Source organism: Bradyrhizobium sp. CCGUVB23 (assembly GCF_024199885.1).
In the GTDB taxonomy this organism is placed as follows: domain Bacteria; phylum Pseudomonadota; class Alphaproteobacteria; order Rhizobiales; family Xanthobacteraceae; genus Bradyrhizobium.
This window is the reverse complement of the sequence record NZ_JANADQ010000001.1, coordinates 9201247-9216631: the sequence shown is the minus strand read 5'-3', so window position 1 is coordinate 9216631 and position 15385 is coordinate 9201247. Positions and strand designations below refer to the sequence as shown.

At 62.4% G+C, this 15385-nt stretch carries 16 protein-coding genes and 1 pseudogene; 10 read left to right on the top strand and 7 right to left on the bottom strand.

Annotation, left to right across the window (positions count from 1 at the left end):
- Positions 1-109: 109 nt before the first annotated feature.
- Together NLN62_RS43305 and NLN62_RS43300 are read right to left on the bottom strand one after the other, a co-directional pair.
- A complete protein-coding gene (locus tag NLN62_RS43305; RefSeq protein ID WP_254112753.1) occupies positions 110-958 on the bottom strand; it encodes a metallophosphoesterase in 849 nt (282 codons plus the stop codon).
- A 70-nt stretch (positions 959-1028) separates the two neighbouring features.
- On the bottom strand, positions 1029-1652 hold the full coding sequence (locus NLN62_RS43300; protein WP_254112752.1) for an acriflavin resistance protein: 624 nt from the start codon (positions 1650-1652) through the stop codon (positions 1029-1031).
- A gap of 161 nt (positions 1653-1813) precedes the next feature.
- Here NLN62_RS43300 and NLN62_RS43295 point away from each other — a divergent pair, with 161 nt between their 5' ends.
- Positions 1814-2236, top strand: coding sequence for an MAPEG family protein (locus NLN62_RS43295; protein ID WP_027526967.1), 423 nt, complete (start codon positions 1814-1816; stop codon positions 2234-2236).
- 36 nt (positions 2237-2272) lie between these two features.
- Positions 2273-3574 carry an RsmB/NOP family class I SAM-dependent RNA methyltransferase gene (locus NLN62_RS43290; RefSeq protein ID WP_254112749.1) on the top strand — a complete coding sequence of 434 codons (1302 nt, stop codon included), beginning with the start codon at positions 2273-2275 and terminating at the stop codon, positions 3572-3574.
- Positions 3575-3829: 255 nt separating this feature from the next.
- Here the strand turns inward: NLN62_RS43290 and NLN62_RS43285 are convergent, their stop codons facing one another.
- A complete protein-coding gene (locus NLN62_RS43285) occupies positions 3830-4039 on the bottom strand; it encodes a cold-shock protein (protein ID WP_027526965.1) in 210 nt (69 codons plus the stop codon).
- 414 nt (positions 4040-4453) lie between these two features.
- On the opposite strand from NLN62_RS43285, the gene guaA reads away from it, so the two are divergent.
- Entirely contained in the window at positions 4454-6052 is a 1599-nt protein-coding gene (gene guaA / locus NLN62_RS43280; protein ID WP_254112747.1) for a glutamine-hydrolyzing GMP synthase, read from the top strand.
- A gap of 291 nt (positions 6053-6343) precedes the next feature.
- Positions 6344-7600, top strand: a complete 1257-nt coding sequence (locus NLN62_RS43275) for a site-specific integrase (protein ID WP_254112746.1) — start codon at positions 6344-6346, stop codon at positions 7598-7600.
- Here the strand turns inward: NLN62_RS43275 and NLN62_RS43270 are convergent.
- The gene (locus NLN62_RS43270) at positions 7554-7850 is read right to left on the bottom strand and encodes an AlpA family transcriptional regulator (protein WP_254112744.1); all 297 of its coding nucleotides are present in this window, start codon (positions 7848-7850) and stop codon (positions 7554-7556) included. The genes NLN62_RS43275 and NLN62_RS43270 overlap by 47 nt on opposite strands.
- 623 nt (positions 7851-8473) lie before the next feature.
- Here NLN62_RS43270 and NLN62_RS43265 point away from each other — a divergent pair.
- The 5 genes and pseudogenes from NLN62_RS43265 to NLN62_RS53755 all read left to right on the top strand — a co-directional run.
- Positions 8474-8563 (top strand): annotated as a pseudogene (locus tag NLN62_RS43265) (S26 family signal peptidase); the annotation flags it as partial.
- Between the two features lie 116 nt (positions 8564-8679).
- Positions 8680-8988, top strand: coding sequence for a transglycosylase SLT domain-containing protein (locus tag NLN62_RS43260; protein ID WP_371933085.1), 309 nt, complete (start codon positions 8680-8682; stop codon positions 8986-8988).
- A complete protein-coding gene (locus tag NLN62_RS53760) occupies positions 8963-9124 on the top strand; it encodes a hypothetical protein (protein ID WP_371933084.1) in 162 nt (53 codons plus the stop codon). The genes NLN62_RS43260 and NLN62_RS53760 overlap by 26 nt, the downstream gene beginning before the upstream one ends.
- 436 nt (positions 9125-9560) lie before the next feature.
- Complete coding sequence (locus NLN62_RS43255; RefSeq protein WP_254112743.1) at positions 9561-10250, top strand: transposase; 690 nt, start codon at positions 9561-9563, stop codon at positions 10248-10250.
- The gene (locus tag NLN62_RS53755) at positions 10148-10561 is read left to right on the top strand and encodes a transposase (protein ID WP_371933083.1); all 414 of its coding nucleotides are present in this window, start codon (positions 10148-10150) and stop codon (positions 10559-10561) included. Before NLN62_RS43255 ends, NLN62_RS53755 begins: the two co-directional genes overlap by 103 nt.
- A 572-nt stretch (positions 10562-11133) precedes the next feature.
- Here the strand turns inward: NLN62_RS53755 and NLN62_RS43250 are convergent.
- The gene (locus NLN62_RS43250) at positions 11134-11727 is read right to left on the bottom strand and encodes a hypothetical protein (protein ID WP_254112741.1); all 594 of its coding nucleotides are present in this window, start codon (positions 11725-11727) and stop codon (positions 11134-11136) included.
- Positions 11728-11760: 33 nt separating this feature from the next.
- Here NLN62_RS43250 and NLN62_RS43245 point away from each other — a divergent pair, with 33 nt between their 5' ends.
- Positions 11761-13326, top strand: a complete 1566-nt coding sequence (locus tag NLN62_RS43245) for a DUF3363 domain-containing protein (protein WP_254112739.1) — start codon at positions 11761-11763, stop codon at positions 13324-13326.
- Positions 13327-13528: 202 nt separating this feature from the next.
- Here the strand turns inward: NLN62_RS43245 and NLN62_RS43240 are convergent, their stop codons facing one another.
- A complete protein-coding gene (locus NLN62_RS43240; protein ID WP_254112737.1) occupies positions 13529-14083 on the bottom strand; it encodes a thioredoxin family protein in 555 nt (184 codons plus the stop codon).
- A gap of 261 nt (positions 14084-14344) precedes the next feature.
- Entirely contained in the window at positions 14345-15187 is an 843-nt protein-coding gene (locus NLN62_RS43235; protein ID WP_254112735.1) for a DUF1194 domain-containing protein, read from the bottom strand.
- Positions 15188-15385 lie beyond the last annotated feature (198 nt).

Sequence of the window (15385 nt, the reverse complement as noted above, 5' to 3'; positions counted from 1 at the left end):
CAATCGCCGGGGACGACGATATGACGGAAATGACAACGTTGTCATCAAGAGTTTCTAGCCATTGCAACCCAAGAGCGAGGCATTGAGGTGCTATAGTAGGGAGAGGTGCCTAAGGATGAGGCTGGCCCATCTGTGCCAGCAATTCCTCGATGTCGACATCGACCTGGCCGGCGGCCCTGACGTGGCGGACCTCAAAACTGTCGGGTTGGAAGCGGTACTCGACGAGACCGGTCTCCTTGATGCCGATGCGCACCTGGCGCGCATCGCTGGAGATCACGAAGCCGGCCGAAGGCGCCCAGACGTGCCTGGTGCGGCCATAGGTGAAATCACGCCGCTGATGGACGTGACCGCTCGCGACGAGGCGAACATCTGCGCCCGCCATCATCTCGATCAGGCGCGCCCGCGCCGGCTGGGGCACGTAGCGGATCGCGGTGTCGAACGCTTCAGGGTCGTCGGGCCTGTTTGGGAACAGCGGCTTGTGCACAAACAGCGCGATCGGATTGCCGCTCGCGCGCGACAATTGCGAGGCGAGCCAGTCGAACTGCTCGCGCTCGAACCCAAGTCCCGAATTCATCACCAGCGAGTTGAGGCCGATAAAGCACCAGCCGGCCGCCTCGAACTGCCAATGGTCGTGGCCGAAGACGGCGCAGAATTGCCGGCGGTGCGCTTCGTCCACTGGCGGCGCGGGCGCAGGCCCGATCGCGGTCGGATTGTCGCCGATGTCGTGATTGCCCGGCAGATAGCGGCACGGCACAGGCAGGGCGTCGTGAAGGGTTTTTGCAAACTCCATGTCGTCGCGGCTGGTCGGGCCGTCGAAGGAGACGTCACCGGTGTTGATCACGAGATCCGGGCGCGCGGTGTCGATGTGCTCGGCGACCCTGTGGAAATTCGCAATGAGGCCCGGGAAGCGGCGGCCGAGATGGGTGTCGGAGATCTGCGTGAGGCGAAATTCGGGCATGGGATTAGCATATCGGCACTCGCTTGTCGGAGCGATGACGACGCGCGCATCGTTTGCGATCGAACAAAGTTTAAAGCACGCGGTAGCGGATCGCGAAGGCGTCCTGCGGCGCGACGGCGCTTGCGATCGGCGAGACGACGCGGTCGGCGAGATGCCAGGGGCTGAACTGCGCGGTGTGGGCGGGATCGGCTGCTAGACGAAGCCTGAACTCGAAGGTGCCCTTGCCGGCGAGGCTCACGACCAGCCGGCGATCGCTGGTGCGATGGTCGAGCGCCACCGCACCCTTCAGCACGCTGCGGCCGTCGGCGAGGTCGACCGTGCCCTCGACTTGAGCGAGACGCTGGTTGCGATCGGTGTGGAGCTCGATCTGGGTGTCAGAAGCTTCCACTAAAGCCCCCTTGGGCAAGCGGATTTCGAACTCGACCGCCGGCTTGGACGGATTGAGCCCGAGATAGGCGAGCGCGGCGCCGCGCATGTCGTAGGCGACGAAGGCGAAGAGCCCGAAGGCTGCCAGTGCCGCGATCACATGTCGCACGACATCGCGCCGGGTGCGGTAGCCGGTGCGGAAATAGACGGTGAGGGTAATCGCGACCGCCAGGGCCGCCGCGATCCCGGCCAGCGCCGACATCAGGATTCCGAGCCCGCCATCGGCGGAATCGCCGAACAGGGCGGAAAGGGACGACAAAAGCGTCATGGTGGCGGCTCGCAGGTCGCGCGGGAGAAGAGGCCAAAATCGCTTTAACTATCGATAGTTGGTCGCGGAACCGGGAACGGCGGTTCAAGTCGTTGATTGTCAGGGCCAGCGGTGGCGGCTAATGACGGTCTCGCCCTCCGCACCAAGCGGGAAGGATTCCGATGTCCGTTCAAATGGTTTTGCTGCCAGTCTTCGTTCAGGTCGCGCTGACTTTCGCGCTCCTGATCTGGATGGCGCTGGCGCGCCGCGAGACGCTGGTCTCCGGCGAGACCAAGATCCGCGACATTGCGCTCGGCGAGCCGAACTGGCCGAAGCGCGCCACGCAGATCGCCAATTGCTTTGCCAACCAGTTCGAGCTGCCGGTGCTGTTCTACGTGCTGATCGCGCTGGCGCTGCCGCTGCGCCATGCCGATCTCTTCATCGTGCTGATGTCCTGGGTGTTCGTGGTGGCGCGGTTCGCCCATGCCGGCGTCTTCGTCAACTCGAACGACCTCGGCCAGCGCTCGACGATCTGGCTCGCCAGCATGCTTGTGCTGCTCGCGATGTGGATCTACTTCGCGCTGAAGATTCTGTTGCTGATCTGAGCGTTTTGCGCGCCGATCCTGATCTGAAAGATTCACATGACCCCTGCTGCCCGGCTGTCCGCGGCCATCGAACTGATCGACACCATCGAGAAAGACCGCGTGCCCGCGGCGAAGGCGCTGAAGGAGTGGGGCACTGCACATCGCTTTGCCGGCTCCGGCGACCGCGCCGCGATCGCGGGCCTTGTCTGGGACGTGCTGCGCCATTACGCCTCCAGCGCGTATCTCATGGACGCAGGCACGGCGCGCGCCCGCCTGATCGGCATGCTGCGCCTGGAGCGCGACATGGACACGCCGACCATGGCTGCGCTGTTCGACGGCAACCGCTATGCGCCGGCGCCGCTGACCGACGCCGAGCAGGCCGCGCTGGCCTCGCGTTCCCTCAAGGACGCACCGGCTGCGATTGCCGGCGACTATCCCGAGTGGCTCGATCCGTACCTCGCAAAAATCTTTGGCGAGGATCGTGCAGCGGAAGCTGCCGCAATGGCGAGCCGTGCGCCGCTTGATCTGCGTGTCAACACGCTGAAAGGCAGTCGCGACAAGGTTCTCGGCCGGTTATCTCATCTGAAGGCGCAGCCGACGCCATGGTCGCCGAACGGCCTGCGCATCGAGCTTGGCGCCGATGCGCGCAATCCCGGCATCCAGTCGGAAGAGGATTTCATCAAGGGCGCCATTGAAGTGCAGGATGAAGGCTCGCAGCTTGCGGCCTTGTTCACGGCCGCAAAACCCGGCGAGCAGGTGATCGATCTCTGCGCCGGCGCCGGCGGCAAGACGCTGGCGCTGGCGGCCCTCATGCAGGGCAAGGGACGCCTGATCGCGACCGACCGCGACAAGCGCCAGCTCGCCCCCATCCATGAGCGGCTGTCGCGCGCGGGCGTCCACAATGCGGAGATCCGCACGCCCAAGGGCGAGGCCGATCCGCTCGCCGATATCCGCAGCACCGCGGACCTCGTCGTGATCGACGCCCCCTGCACGGGAACCGGAACCTGGCGCCGCAACCCCGACGCCAAATGGCGCATGCGCCCGGGCGCCCTGGAGATCCGGCTGAAGGACCAGGTCGAGGTGCTCGATCGCGCCGTGCCGCTGGTGAAGCCGGGCGGCCGCATCGCCTACATCACCTGCTCGGTGCTGGCGGAGGAGAACGACGAGCAGGTGAGGGCGTTCGTGGCGCGCCATCCGGAGTTCTCGGTCGTGCCGAGTGAGCAGACCGCGAGCGTGCTCTGGGACAAGGCGGAAGCCTTTGCCGAGGCCGCGCTGCGATCGCCCGAAGGCTGGCTGATGACGCCACGCCGTACGGGCACGGACGGGTTCTTCATCTCGGTGCTGAAGAGGGCCGCGTAACCTCACCTTCGAAGGGCGAAGCGGAATCCACAATCACAACTGTCATCGCCCGGCTTGACCGGGCGATCCAGTGAATCGATAGGCCGCGGCGTACTGGATTCCCCGCTTTCGCGGGGAATGACAGCGGTGCGCGAGGCAGTGCTGTCCCGCGCCAAAACAAAGCCCCGCGCACCGAAGCTCGGTGGCGGGGCTTGATCGCTTACGCTCTGCCAGTACGTCCGTGGTCAGAGCGCCCTGGCGCGTTGCGCGGGCCTACTAGCCGGCGCGGATGTTGTCGGCGGAAGACTTGCCGCTGCGGCGGTCTGCGACGATGTCGAACGACACCTTCTGGCCCTCGTTGAGGGTGCTGAGACCGGCACGCTCGACTGCGCTGATGTGAACGAAAACGTCCTTGGCGCCGTCATCCGGCTGGATGAAGCCAAAACCCTTTTGATTGTTGAACCACTTCACGGTGCCCATAGCCATGGGGATATCCTTTGTTTGATAGTACGCACGTGGACCGGTACGCATCGATGCGCCCATGATCCGGATTGGTCGATGTTTTGGGGAAATCATCTGAAGCGTGCGCGCCCGTCAAAAACGAGGCGAAGCGGCCCAGTCGTTCGGCCAAGTATCGATCCTTGAAATATAACGAGATATTCAGGCTACTTCAAGGCGGCGCGCGCGGATCGCGAATCGTATGACTTTTCTATCTTGCGCTGCATGTTGGGCCTTTCCGCCCTGCCGTCGCAGCTCAGCGGTGTGGGGCAGGCACGGCGCAAGTGAGGCTTTGCTCACCCCGGTCAACGCGGCCATTTCCCCTCGAAATCGGCCAAAATTCCCGCTGGAAAGCCGGTTTCCGGCATTGCGAGGCCGTCCCCGCTCGCGTATTTGCTTGCCATGACAGCAGCACAGCACGACCGCTCCCCGTCGTCGCCCCATGTGGCCTCGGCGCACGACAAGATTCTCATCGTCGATTTCGGTAGCCAGGTGACGCAGCTCATCGCGCGTCGCGTTCGCGAGGACGGCGTCTATTGCGAGATCGTCCCGTTCAACAAGGCCGAAGAGGCCTTCAAGGAGATGAAGCCGAAGGCGGTGATTCTCTCCGGCGGACCGGAATCGGTGCATGAAGAGGGCTCGCCCCGCGCGCCCCAACTGATCTTCGCCTCCGGCGTGCCCGTGATGGGCATCTGCTACGGCCAGATGACCATGGCGGCCCAGCTGGGCGGCGAGGTCGAGGGCGGCCACCACCGCGAGTTCGGCCGCGCCGACGTCGAGGTGAAGGCCGAGAGCAGGCTGTTCGAGGACACCTGGACGCTCGGCGGCAAGCACCAGGTCTGGATGAGCCATGGCGACCGCATCACCAGGATGCCGCCGGGCTTCACCGTGGCCGGCACCTCGCCGAATGCGCCGTTCGCGATCATCCAGGACGAGAAGCGCAAATATTACGGCCTGATGTTCCATCCCGAGGTCGTGCACACGCCCGATGGCGCCAGGCTGATCCGCAACTTCGTGCGCAAGATCGCAGGCCTCTCCGGCGACTGGACCATGCGCGCCTTCCGCGAGGAGGCGATCCAGAAGATCCGCAACCAGGTCGGCAAGGGCAGGGTGATCTGCGGCCTCTCCGGCGGCGTCGATTCGGCGGTGGCCGCAGTGCTGATTCATGAGGCGATCGGCGACCAGCTCACCTGCGTGTTCGTCGATCATGGCCTGCTCCGTCTCGATGAGGCCAAGACGGTGGTCGATCTGTTCCGCGGCCACTACAACATCCCGCTCGTGCACGTGGATGCCTCAAAGCAGTTCCTCGGCGAGCTCGAAGGCGTCACCGACCCGGAAGTGAAGCGCAAGACCATCGGCCGTCTCTTCATCGACGTGTTCGACGCGGAGGCCAAGAAGATCGGCGGCGCCGATTTCCTCGCCCAAGGCACGCTCTACCCCGACGTGATCGAGAGCGTCTCCTTCACCGGCGGCCCCTCGGTGACGATCAAGTCGCACCACAATGTCGGCGGCTTGCCCGAGCGCATGAACATGAAGCTCGTCGAACCCCTGCGTGAGCTCTTCAAGGACGAGGTGCGCGCGCTCGGCCGCGAGCTTGGCCTCCCCGAAATCTTCGTCGGCCGTCACCCGTTCCCGGGCCCGGGCCTCGCCATCCGCTGCCCCGGCGACATCACGCGCGACAAGCTAGACATCCTGCGCAAGGCCGATGCCGTGTACATCGACCAGATCCGCAAGCACGGCCTCTACGACGAGATCTGGCAGGCCTTTGCCGTGCTGCTCCCCGTGAAGACCGTCGGCGTCATGGGCGACGGCCGCACCTACGACTACGTCGTGGGCCTGCGCGCCGTCACCTCAACCGACGGCATGACCGCGGACTTCTACCAGTTCGACATGAAGTTTCTGGGCGAGACCGCCACGCGCATCATCAACGAGGTGAAGGGCGTGAACCGCGTGGTGTACGACGTGACGAGCAAGCCGCCGGGGACGATTGAGTGGGAATAATTCGGGTCCGTCCGGGACTATCCCGCTCCATCCAATTGCACGAATTAACAGACTGATTTTACGACTGAATTCGTTATCCACGTTCGATATCTATCGATACGCAGAAATTTGGCCAGACGGGGCGCCTGACGGCGTCACAGCCCATTGAAACCACCGATCCTGATCGATACCGTCACACGCGATGCTGCGTCTGACGGTATTTTTTCTTTGTCCAAGTATTTGTAAAACAAGGAAAATTCCGGCCAGTCGCGGCTGAAAAGTGGCCGACGGGATTTGCCTGGAGGGGAAGTCGTGCTGACAGATGCCGCGCTTAAAGCTCTGAGACCAAAGGAAAAATCGTACAAAGTCACCGACCGCGACGGCATGTACGCGCTCGTGACGCCGGGTGGAACGGTGTCGTTCAGGCTTGATTACCGTTTGCATGGCCGACGTGAGACCGTCGTTCTCGGGAGGTACGGCCCGACCGGCCTGTCGCTCGCACGCGCTCGCGAGAAATGCATCGATGCGAGGCGCGCAATCGGTGAAGGTCGTTCTCCTGCGATCGAGAAACAGCGCGAGAAGCGGCGTCTCCTTGAAGCCAGGAGTTTCGGCGAGCTCGGAGAGAAGTGGCTCGTCGCGGCACCCATGGCCGACAGTACGCGGGCAATGCGGCGATCGATCTTCGAACGCGAGCTGCTTCCCGTTTGGCGCAGGCGCCTCCTGTATGAGATTGCACCGGACGATCTGCGTGCCCATTGCGCTGCGATCGTGGAGCGCGGGGCCCCTGCAACAGCGATCCATGTCCGCGATATCGTGAAGCAGATCTACGGGTTTGCGATCCTGCACGGCGAGAAGATTGCCAATCCAGCGGACGAGGTTGGACCTGCGTCGATCGCGAGCTTTGTCCCGAGAGACCGTTCGCTTTCACCGACAGAAATTCGCATCATGCTCAAACAACTGGAACATGTCGCGACATTGCCCACCATCAGGCTGGGAATGCGTCTCTATCTGCTCACGATGGTCCGCAAGAGCGAGCTGCTTGATGCCACATGGGATGAAGTCGATTTCGAGAATGCAGTCTGGACAATTCCCAAGGAGCGCATGAAGCGCTCCAAGGCGCACAACGTGTATTTCTCGCGCCAGGTGCTCGATATCTTCATTGCGTTGAAGACTTGCGCAGGAAATTCGAAGTACGTCCTGCCGTCGCGCTATGACGCCGACGCTCCGATGTCGCGAGCAACGTTTAACCGCGTCACATATCTTGTCGTCGAGCAGGCAAGAAAGGAGGGACTTCCGCTGGAGCCGTTCACGGTTCACGACCTGCGAAGGACGGCGTCAACTCTCCTGAACGAACTAGGTTTTAACAGCGACTGGATCGAAAAGTGCCTTGCGCACGAGGACGGACGGTCGTCGAGGGGAGTCTACAACAAGGCAGAATACGAAGTACAGCGTCGTCATATGATGCAGGAGTGGTCCAACATCGTTGATGCCTGGATCGGTGGCCAGAAATACATCCCGGCACTCATTCCGCCGTCAATGCCGCTCGTGCAGCCCGACCCGGCCCTTTAACCGGCCGGGTTCGGCGTTGCCTCACGTCAGGATGTGGCGCGCGCGAGAGAGGTGTCGACCTGCGCGCAGCCAGCCATGCTTCGACCTCAGCAAGGTCCCAGACGACACATCGAGCCGAAAGCGCGAAACGTCTCGGAAAGTCGCCGCGCTGCTCCATCTCATAGATGGTGCTGTCTGCAAGCGGGACCATCTCGCGAAGCTGGTCTCGCCGGATGGTGCGCTTGAACGGTGTGATTTCCCGACGCGCCATATTGCTTTCTCCATGCGATTGAGACCAATAAGTGCTGTGCGCCTAAGATTTTTGGCTCTGCCCGGCAACCGCCTGGCCAGCGTGTCGTACAAAAAGAAACGTTCGGCGATTTCGGTTGACCTGATGAGGCCAGTTCCCTTGCACGCCGCTGGCAGGGAAAGGATCATGTCGGCGTAGAGGGCGGCCGGTTAAGACCGATCGGCTGCAGGCCATGCCCACAAGCACTATCGCCTGAAGGAAGAACACGACGATTGGTCATTCGCTGAGATTGCGCTGCTGTAAGCAAAGCCAGCGGTTGGCTTTCTCTGTTGACGCAAGATCGACGATGGCCGCTGCCTTCGCGGAGGGATCCATTCCAGCTCACAAGTTGCGAGGCGCATGGCCGGCCGCCACCGCTGCCCAGTATCAGCTGCTCAGCACTGTCATGCCGGAAGCTGGGACCAAAATCGTGTCGAGTCTGGAAGAGGCGACTTGGAACAGCTGCGGCGAAGCCACCGTCTTCTCCGTTTGATGTCGATACGGTTGAGAGTTGATTGCTCACATAGAGGATGAGCTCGCCGAAGATCTCACAATAGCCGACAGATTTCTGAATGATATTGAACGCTACATGTCCTTCAGGGCGTCATCTGCCCGTCGGCGTGCCAATGCTCAAACGCGTGCTGGCGCTTCCAGGGCAAACGGATTGCAGAACCGGGCTCACAATTTCGGTCGACATGACGCGCGCAGCCGCGGTCCAGGGCGGAACGGCCGGCGCGAAGCGGCTTTACCCTGGACGGGCGCGAGCACGACGGCATGCTTGGCTCGGTCTGGAGCGCGCATCTGGGCTGTCGTGCCACTGCTGTTCGTTTTCACGATCTGCAGCAGCGCCGTTCCCGCCGGGGAGCAATTTGCTGGCCAGCCAGTGAAGGATCAGGCTAGCAATGTGCTTGCGCCCTTCATTGTAGAAGCCTCACGACGGTTCGCAGTGCCCGTGCGCTGGGTCAGCTCGGTGATCCGTCTGGAGAGCGTCGGCGATGTGCGCGCCAAATCGCCGAAAGGCGCAATGGGATTGATGCAAATCATGCCGGGGACCTGGTATTGGCAACGATCCCTACGACGCTCGCGACAACATTTTGGCTGGCACGGCGTATCTAGCTGAACTGCTTGACCGCTATGGCGCGCCCGGTGCGTTTGCAGCATACAATGCCAGCCAGCACGCTACGAATGGCATATCACCGGTGAACCGTTGCCGGCCGAGACGCAAGCGTATGTCGCCAATCTCGCGACCTTGGTGAGAGTGTCGACTCGCTGGCCAGCTCTCTTGGACCGTCGCCCCGCTCTTCGTCACGCAATCGGAACGCAAGAGCAGTCCAGATTGGCAACAGGCCAGGAGCGTTGCGAACGACGCGATCGCTTCTTCGGGTGTTCACGCCATGTTATCGATCATTCCGAGGGGGCGAGCCTGTTCAGCGCGAGATCCGAAGTTGGAGGCGCGCGATGAGCAATGGCGTGAACCGGCGAGCGCTGGGGTACGCAGGAGTCGACTTGGCGGAAGCGGGAGGACAGTTGGGAAGCACGAGGGTGAGACCTTCAAATCGGGCTCCGAGAAATCGGTGCACGGGGATAGCCGCCGTGTGGCCGAATCTGGAGCCCTTAGGTCGTCGTTCGCATACAGGAGAGCTCCGATGAAGCTTTACGTTGTGTTGACATCGGTCTGGAAGAAACCAGTCTTTGCATTATCGATGGCGAAGGTCTCAGGTTCGTGAGCTCAAGGTCACGACCGAGCCAACGGCGATCCGCTCCGCTGTAGAGGACTACGCGGATCGCCTGGAGAGAGTGGGAGTCGAGGCGTCATCGCTTGGCATCTGGCTCTATCGCGAACTGCGGCCAGCCGGGCTTCCGTTCATTGTCGTCGAAGCGCGCCACATGCGTGTGTCACTGTCGACGATGCGCAACAAGACCGACCGAAACGATGCGCGCGGCATTGCGCGGATGGTGCGGTGGAGCTGGTACCGCGCCGTCCATGTCAAGAATACCGACATGCAGAAGATGCGCACGCTGCTGACCAACCGGAGGCTGCTCAAGCGTAAACTGATCGACATCGAAAACCAAGTTCGTGGTGCGCTGCGGGCCTATGGGTTGCTCGTTGGAGCCGTCGCCCGCGGTGCCTACGAAGCCCGCTTGCGCGAGCTGATCGAGCGCAGCGATCCGATCTTCGTAATGACCATCGACGCATTGTTGGATGTGCGCTGCGCCATCCTTGAGGGTTACGATCGGTTGCATCGTGTGCTGCTGCAGGTGGTCCAGCATGATGCTGTATGCCGCCGCCTGATGACGGTTCTAGCGTCGGTCCCGTTGCGGCCCTGTCGTTCAAGGTCGACGTCGATGATCCCAGGCGCTTTGCCAGATCGCGAACGGTAGGCGCGCATTTTGGCTTGGTGCCGAGGCGGCACCACTCCGGCACGTCGATCGACTACGAAGGGCGCATCAGCAAACAGGGCGACGTCGCCGTGCGGGAGGCGCTTTGCGAGGCGGCTGCAAGCCTGCTGCTGCGGGTCAGGAAATGGTCGGCCTTGCGGGCGTGGGGCCTGCGGATCGCCAAACGGTCAAGCATGTTGTGCGCGATCACCGCGGTCGCGCAAGCTGGCGAGCATTCTGCACCGGATGCGGGTCAGCGCGACCGATTTCCACGTCGGATTCGGCGAAGGCTGCGGTTGAAACCTGCACAGTAGCGGCATGGCACATGACGACGGATTAGCGCTGGGTTTGCGCCAGGCATGTTGACGAGAAGCGAAATTAGAGATCCGCGCGCGCGGTGGGCGTTCCCTGGCGGGGCCGCGAAACGGGGGATGTCCGCTATCTCTTGCCGGCTACCGCCCTTCGGGGACGAGCGCGCCGGACTGCTTGGACAGCCCTGTTTACGAACCTGATGAAGAGCATGCGACGGCCGAAGTGCTGAACGCGAAGGAACGCATGGACCCCGCCTGGTGAATGCACGTCGCGTACGCGGCTGTGGTGAAGTTGCGCGTCGTTGGTGCAGGGAGTCGGTAGTGGCTGAAGTTCGAAGAGTCGAAGAAAAGCGTAGGAATGAGTTGACTTTGCCCGCCCGATTAGGAAGGCAAGATAAAGCGAGCTGCCTCGCTACAGGAACTTCGTTCCTAAGGTTTTGTCTGCACATTGTTATTGTCGAGCTCGCTGGTCGAGCAGTAAGGTGCAGCGGGGCCGCTTCCGACACTTTCTCGTTTCTTCGCAATGGTCCGAGCGCCATCGCACGCAATGTGCGACGATAGACAGACCGCAGCAGTTACGCGGATGCGCTTTTTTCTACGCTCCTGCGCGGTGAGCGTATTGCGCTCTTGTGCGGCGTTTTTCGACCTTCGATCGTCAGCTCATGGCGAGGAACGAAGATGACTTTCGCATCCTTCCCGGCAAAGTTCGGGATCGTGGTCGTGTAGAGACGCGCACGCGCCGGACAGGCGCGATGCGCCGACGCCCGGCCAGTTTCCTCGGTGAGATCCAGCAGGCCATACGTCGAGCCGGCGGCGATCCCAATCGCATGACCCAGCCCGGGAAGGGAAGCAGTCGGTTCAACGCGCGCGGCCGCGGCGCCGCAGTAGCGCTGACGCTGAAGGATCGAAGCGCTTGGAGCGGGGACGCGAGCGGGGTGCGCACACGGGCGCGGCGTGTAGCAGTGAAGGGCCGGATCGTCAAACTCAACCCACAGCGCGGCGCAATGCGGGGACGAGGGTTCGTCAGCGCCAAAGCGGTCGACGACCACCTTCGCTATCTCGAGCGAGATGGCGTGACAAAGGACGGCGAGAAAGGCCAGGTCTATTCGGCGGAGCATGACATAGAGGATGGCCGCGCCTTCCTCGACAGGGGCCGTGAGGACCGGCATCAGTTCCGCTTCATCGTTTCCGCCGAGGAAGGCGTGGAGCTGGCCGATCCGCGCGAGACCACCCGCAATCTGATGAAGCAGATGGAAGCCGACCTCGGGACTAAGCTCGACTGGATCGCGGTTGACCATCACAACACCGGCCACCCGCACACCCATATCCTCGTTCGGGGCGTCACCGATGACGGCAAGATCCTCAACATCGCCGGCGACTACATCGCCTACGGCATTCGTGAACGTGCCAGCGAGATCGTTACGCGGGAACTGGGTCGCCAAACCGAGCTTGAGGTGGCAAAGCAGCTCGAGCGGGAGGTGGACGCCGACCGCTTCACCCAACTTGACCGCATGCTGATCGCGGAGCAGCAGGGAAAGGAGTTCACCGATCTTCGCCCTGACCGAGACATGCGGGACACCTTTCGCCAAAACCGTGCCCTGCTGATCGAGCGGGCTCGCAAGCTGGAGCGCATGGGACTGGCGAGCGAGGTCGAGACCGGCCAATGGGTCGTATCGCCCAAGGCCGAGCCGGCGCTGCGGGAGCTCGGCGAACGCGGCGACATCATCAAGACCATGCACCGCGCACTGGAGCGCGAGGGGCTGGGGGACGACCGCCATCCGGCTCGCTATGTCCTTCACCGAGAAAATGTGACCGAGCGCATTGTCGGCCGTGTCCTCGACAAAGGGCTTGGCGGCGACGAGATGGGCGAGCGGGTCAGGCTGGTGATCGACGGAGTGGATGGGCGCGTGCATCACATCGAGATGGATGCCGCCCGCGCCGAGGACGTCGGTCGGGGCATGATCGTCGCGGCCGGCTCAGCCCCTCCCGGGCCACGGGCGGCAGATCGCGACATCATGGACGTGGCTGGACGAGAAGGCATCTATCGACCGTCCGAGCATCTGGAACGGGCGCGTGCTGCGATCGATCGCATCGGCGGCGACCCTGAGGCGTTTGTCCGCTCCCATGTTCGCCGGCTGGAGGCGCTCCGCCGGGCCGGTCATGCCGAGCGGATTGATGCGGATCACTGGCGCGTCCCCGCCGATCTTCCCGAGCGCGGCCAGGCCTACGATCTCGCACGGGACCGTGCCAATATCCGTATCAGCATCCTGTCTCCGAACGGCCTTGACCAGCAGATCGGCCATGACGGAGCGACGTGGCTCGACCACGAGCTGATGTCCCGCCAGCGTGTCGCGCTCGCGGGCGATGGGTTCGGGCAGGAGGTGAAAGCAGCGCTGGACAAGCGCACGCGAGCGTTAGTCGACGCGGGGCACGTGACCGACCTCGGCAACGGCCATCTCCGGGCCCCAAAGGACTTGATCCAGCGGCTGGAGACCAGAGACATCGAACGAGCCGGCAAGGCGCTCGCCGCCGAGCGCGGCTTGCGATGGCAGCCCGCTTCCGTCGGCGACACCATAGCCGGCCAGCTCGTCGGCTCCGCTCAGCTCTCCAGCGGTCGTTTTGCGATGATCGACGACGGTCTTGGTTTCAGTCTGGTCCCCTGGCGCGATACCCTCGAGCCGCACATCGGCCGGCATATTTCCGGCGTCGTCATGCCCGGGGGCGGCGTCGACTGGTCGTTCGTCCGCAAGCTAGGACTGGGGTTATGATTGAAGTGGCACCCTTCCGCTTGCTTCAAGCCGAACCGGACCAGAGCCAACCCGTTGAGGTAGCTCGGGTCGAGGTCGAGGTTCTGGAATTGCCGACTCCATACGGCGTCGGGATCCCGCAGGCGCTCGAAACGCGTCCATCATCCGCACCATCGCCGGATGTTTGCGGTTTCTTGATTTTCACCCAACGCCTTGATCGACTTCATTTGTCCTTCCATTTGATCGAGCAGCCAATAGACGCCTTTTGGTCAGCCGGCGCCAGACCTGTGGTCGCAATCGCGCGCATGGCCTCGACAAGCTCTCGGGGCGCCCCCGCGTGAGGCGGAGTTGTGCGCCCTTCGTCGAGCCGGCCGCGATACTTGAGCTTGCGGTCGGCATTGTAGCCGAAGAAGTCCGGCGTACAGACCGCCCCATACGCCCGAGCGACTTTCTGGGTCTCGTCGTGGAGGTATGGAAACGGGAAATCATGAGCCTTCGCGAAACGCTTCATATTCTCAAATGAGTCTTCGGGATAGCTCGCCGCATCGTTTGAGCAAATGGCCGCAAAGCCAATGCTCTCCGACATCAGCACGCGGGCGTCCGAAACCATGCGGTCGATCACCGCTTTAACATAGGGACAATGGTTGCAGATGAAGACGACGACTGTGCCTTTTGCGCCCGCAACGTCGTCTAGTGCGTAAGTCTTGCCGTCGGTGGCCGGAAGCTGGAACACCGCCGCCGGCGTATCAAAAACGACTTGGGTAGCTGCTGTTGCCATATCGCATCTCCTTGTGCCCAATATATGCTGACGACGGTCTGCTGGGGCACAGTTTCCAAGACCTGCTCGCCAGTCGCGTCGTTTTGGCCATACGTCAGCCATTTCCGGTCGACCCTTAACCCATTTGGACGAGCGCGGGAGTTCGTCGGTGTGGGCCACGACGGACGTTATCCTCCAATGCTCCGGCGCGTGGGGCGGCGACCAGGATAATTGCTGTCTAAAGTTTGTTCGTCCGGCGGCTCTGAATGATTGTCTCGACACTCACCGCCGGCCGCGCTCCTGCGATTTTCTTTCGCCGATCAGACAGGGCACCCGAGGCTCTTTCTCGGCGGCTGGGACGACCCCGCGCTCTGGCGTGAGGTCCGCAACTTCGCGAACAAGCTTGGTCCGGATCGCTTCCTGGAATTTTTCGCGATCTTTGATCGTCATGATGAAGGCGCCCGGCCCCCCGATCACGCAGTCCTCGTAATAGAGATCGAGATTCTCGATATCGGTCGTCGAGAGGGATGGCTCCTTCACCATGATCGGGAGGCCATTGATAATGATCCCTTTCTCCAAGGCAGCGTCACGCGCGCCGGTTACGGGGGATCCATCGTTGTTCGGCCCATCGCCGGAGACATCGATGACGCGCCGCAACCCGCGATAGGGACTCACTTTGAACAGCTGCAGTGCGAAATTAATCGCGCCGGAAATCGAGGTACTCGAACCTCGGCGAACCGGCGCTTTCATGATCTCGGCGGCTACTGCATCCGCCGATTCCGGGCCGTCGATCATGCTCCAGGGAACGATGATCTTCTCGTCGCCCGACATCGACCACTCGAAATAGGTCACGGCCACCTTGCTGCCCGGAACGGCCCTCAGTGCCTGAAGGAAGTCTTTCGAGACGATGGCCAGTGCATAGCCCTCGCGCTGAATGGCAAGTTCGTCCATATCCATCGAATAGGAGATGTCGACGGCGATAACGAGCTCGACATTGACGGGCTGTACAATGTGGTTGGTGTCGGCGAATCGAGAGTTCAGGGTCGGCGCGGCAATGCCAGCAACGTCACCTCCGACCATCGCCCCCGCAACAAGCACCGCCCCGACCGAGACACACCAGCGCATGGCGGCCCTCCCGTCCTTTCACGAGCATGGTGACACCCAAAACACGCTCCGAAAAGCGGAAACATGCAATTGTCGTCCCCGTTCGCAGCGGTCGAGGCTTGCTCTGGACGATGAGTAGAAGCCCGGAACTGCCTGGTGCTTCCGGATCGCGCCAACCCCAAAAGGCTTTGCCTGTCCGGACACCGATGAGACTTTCCA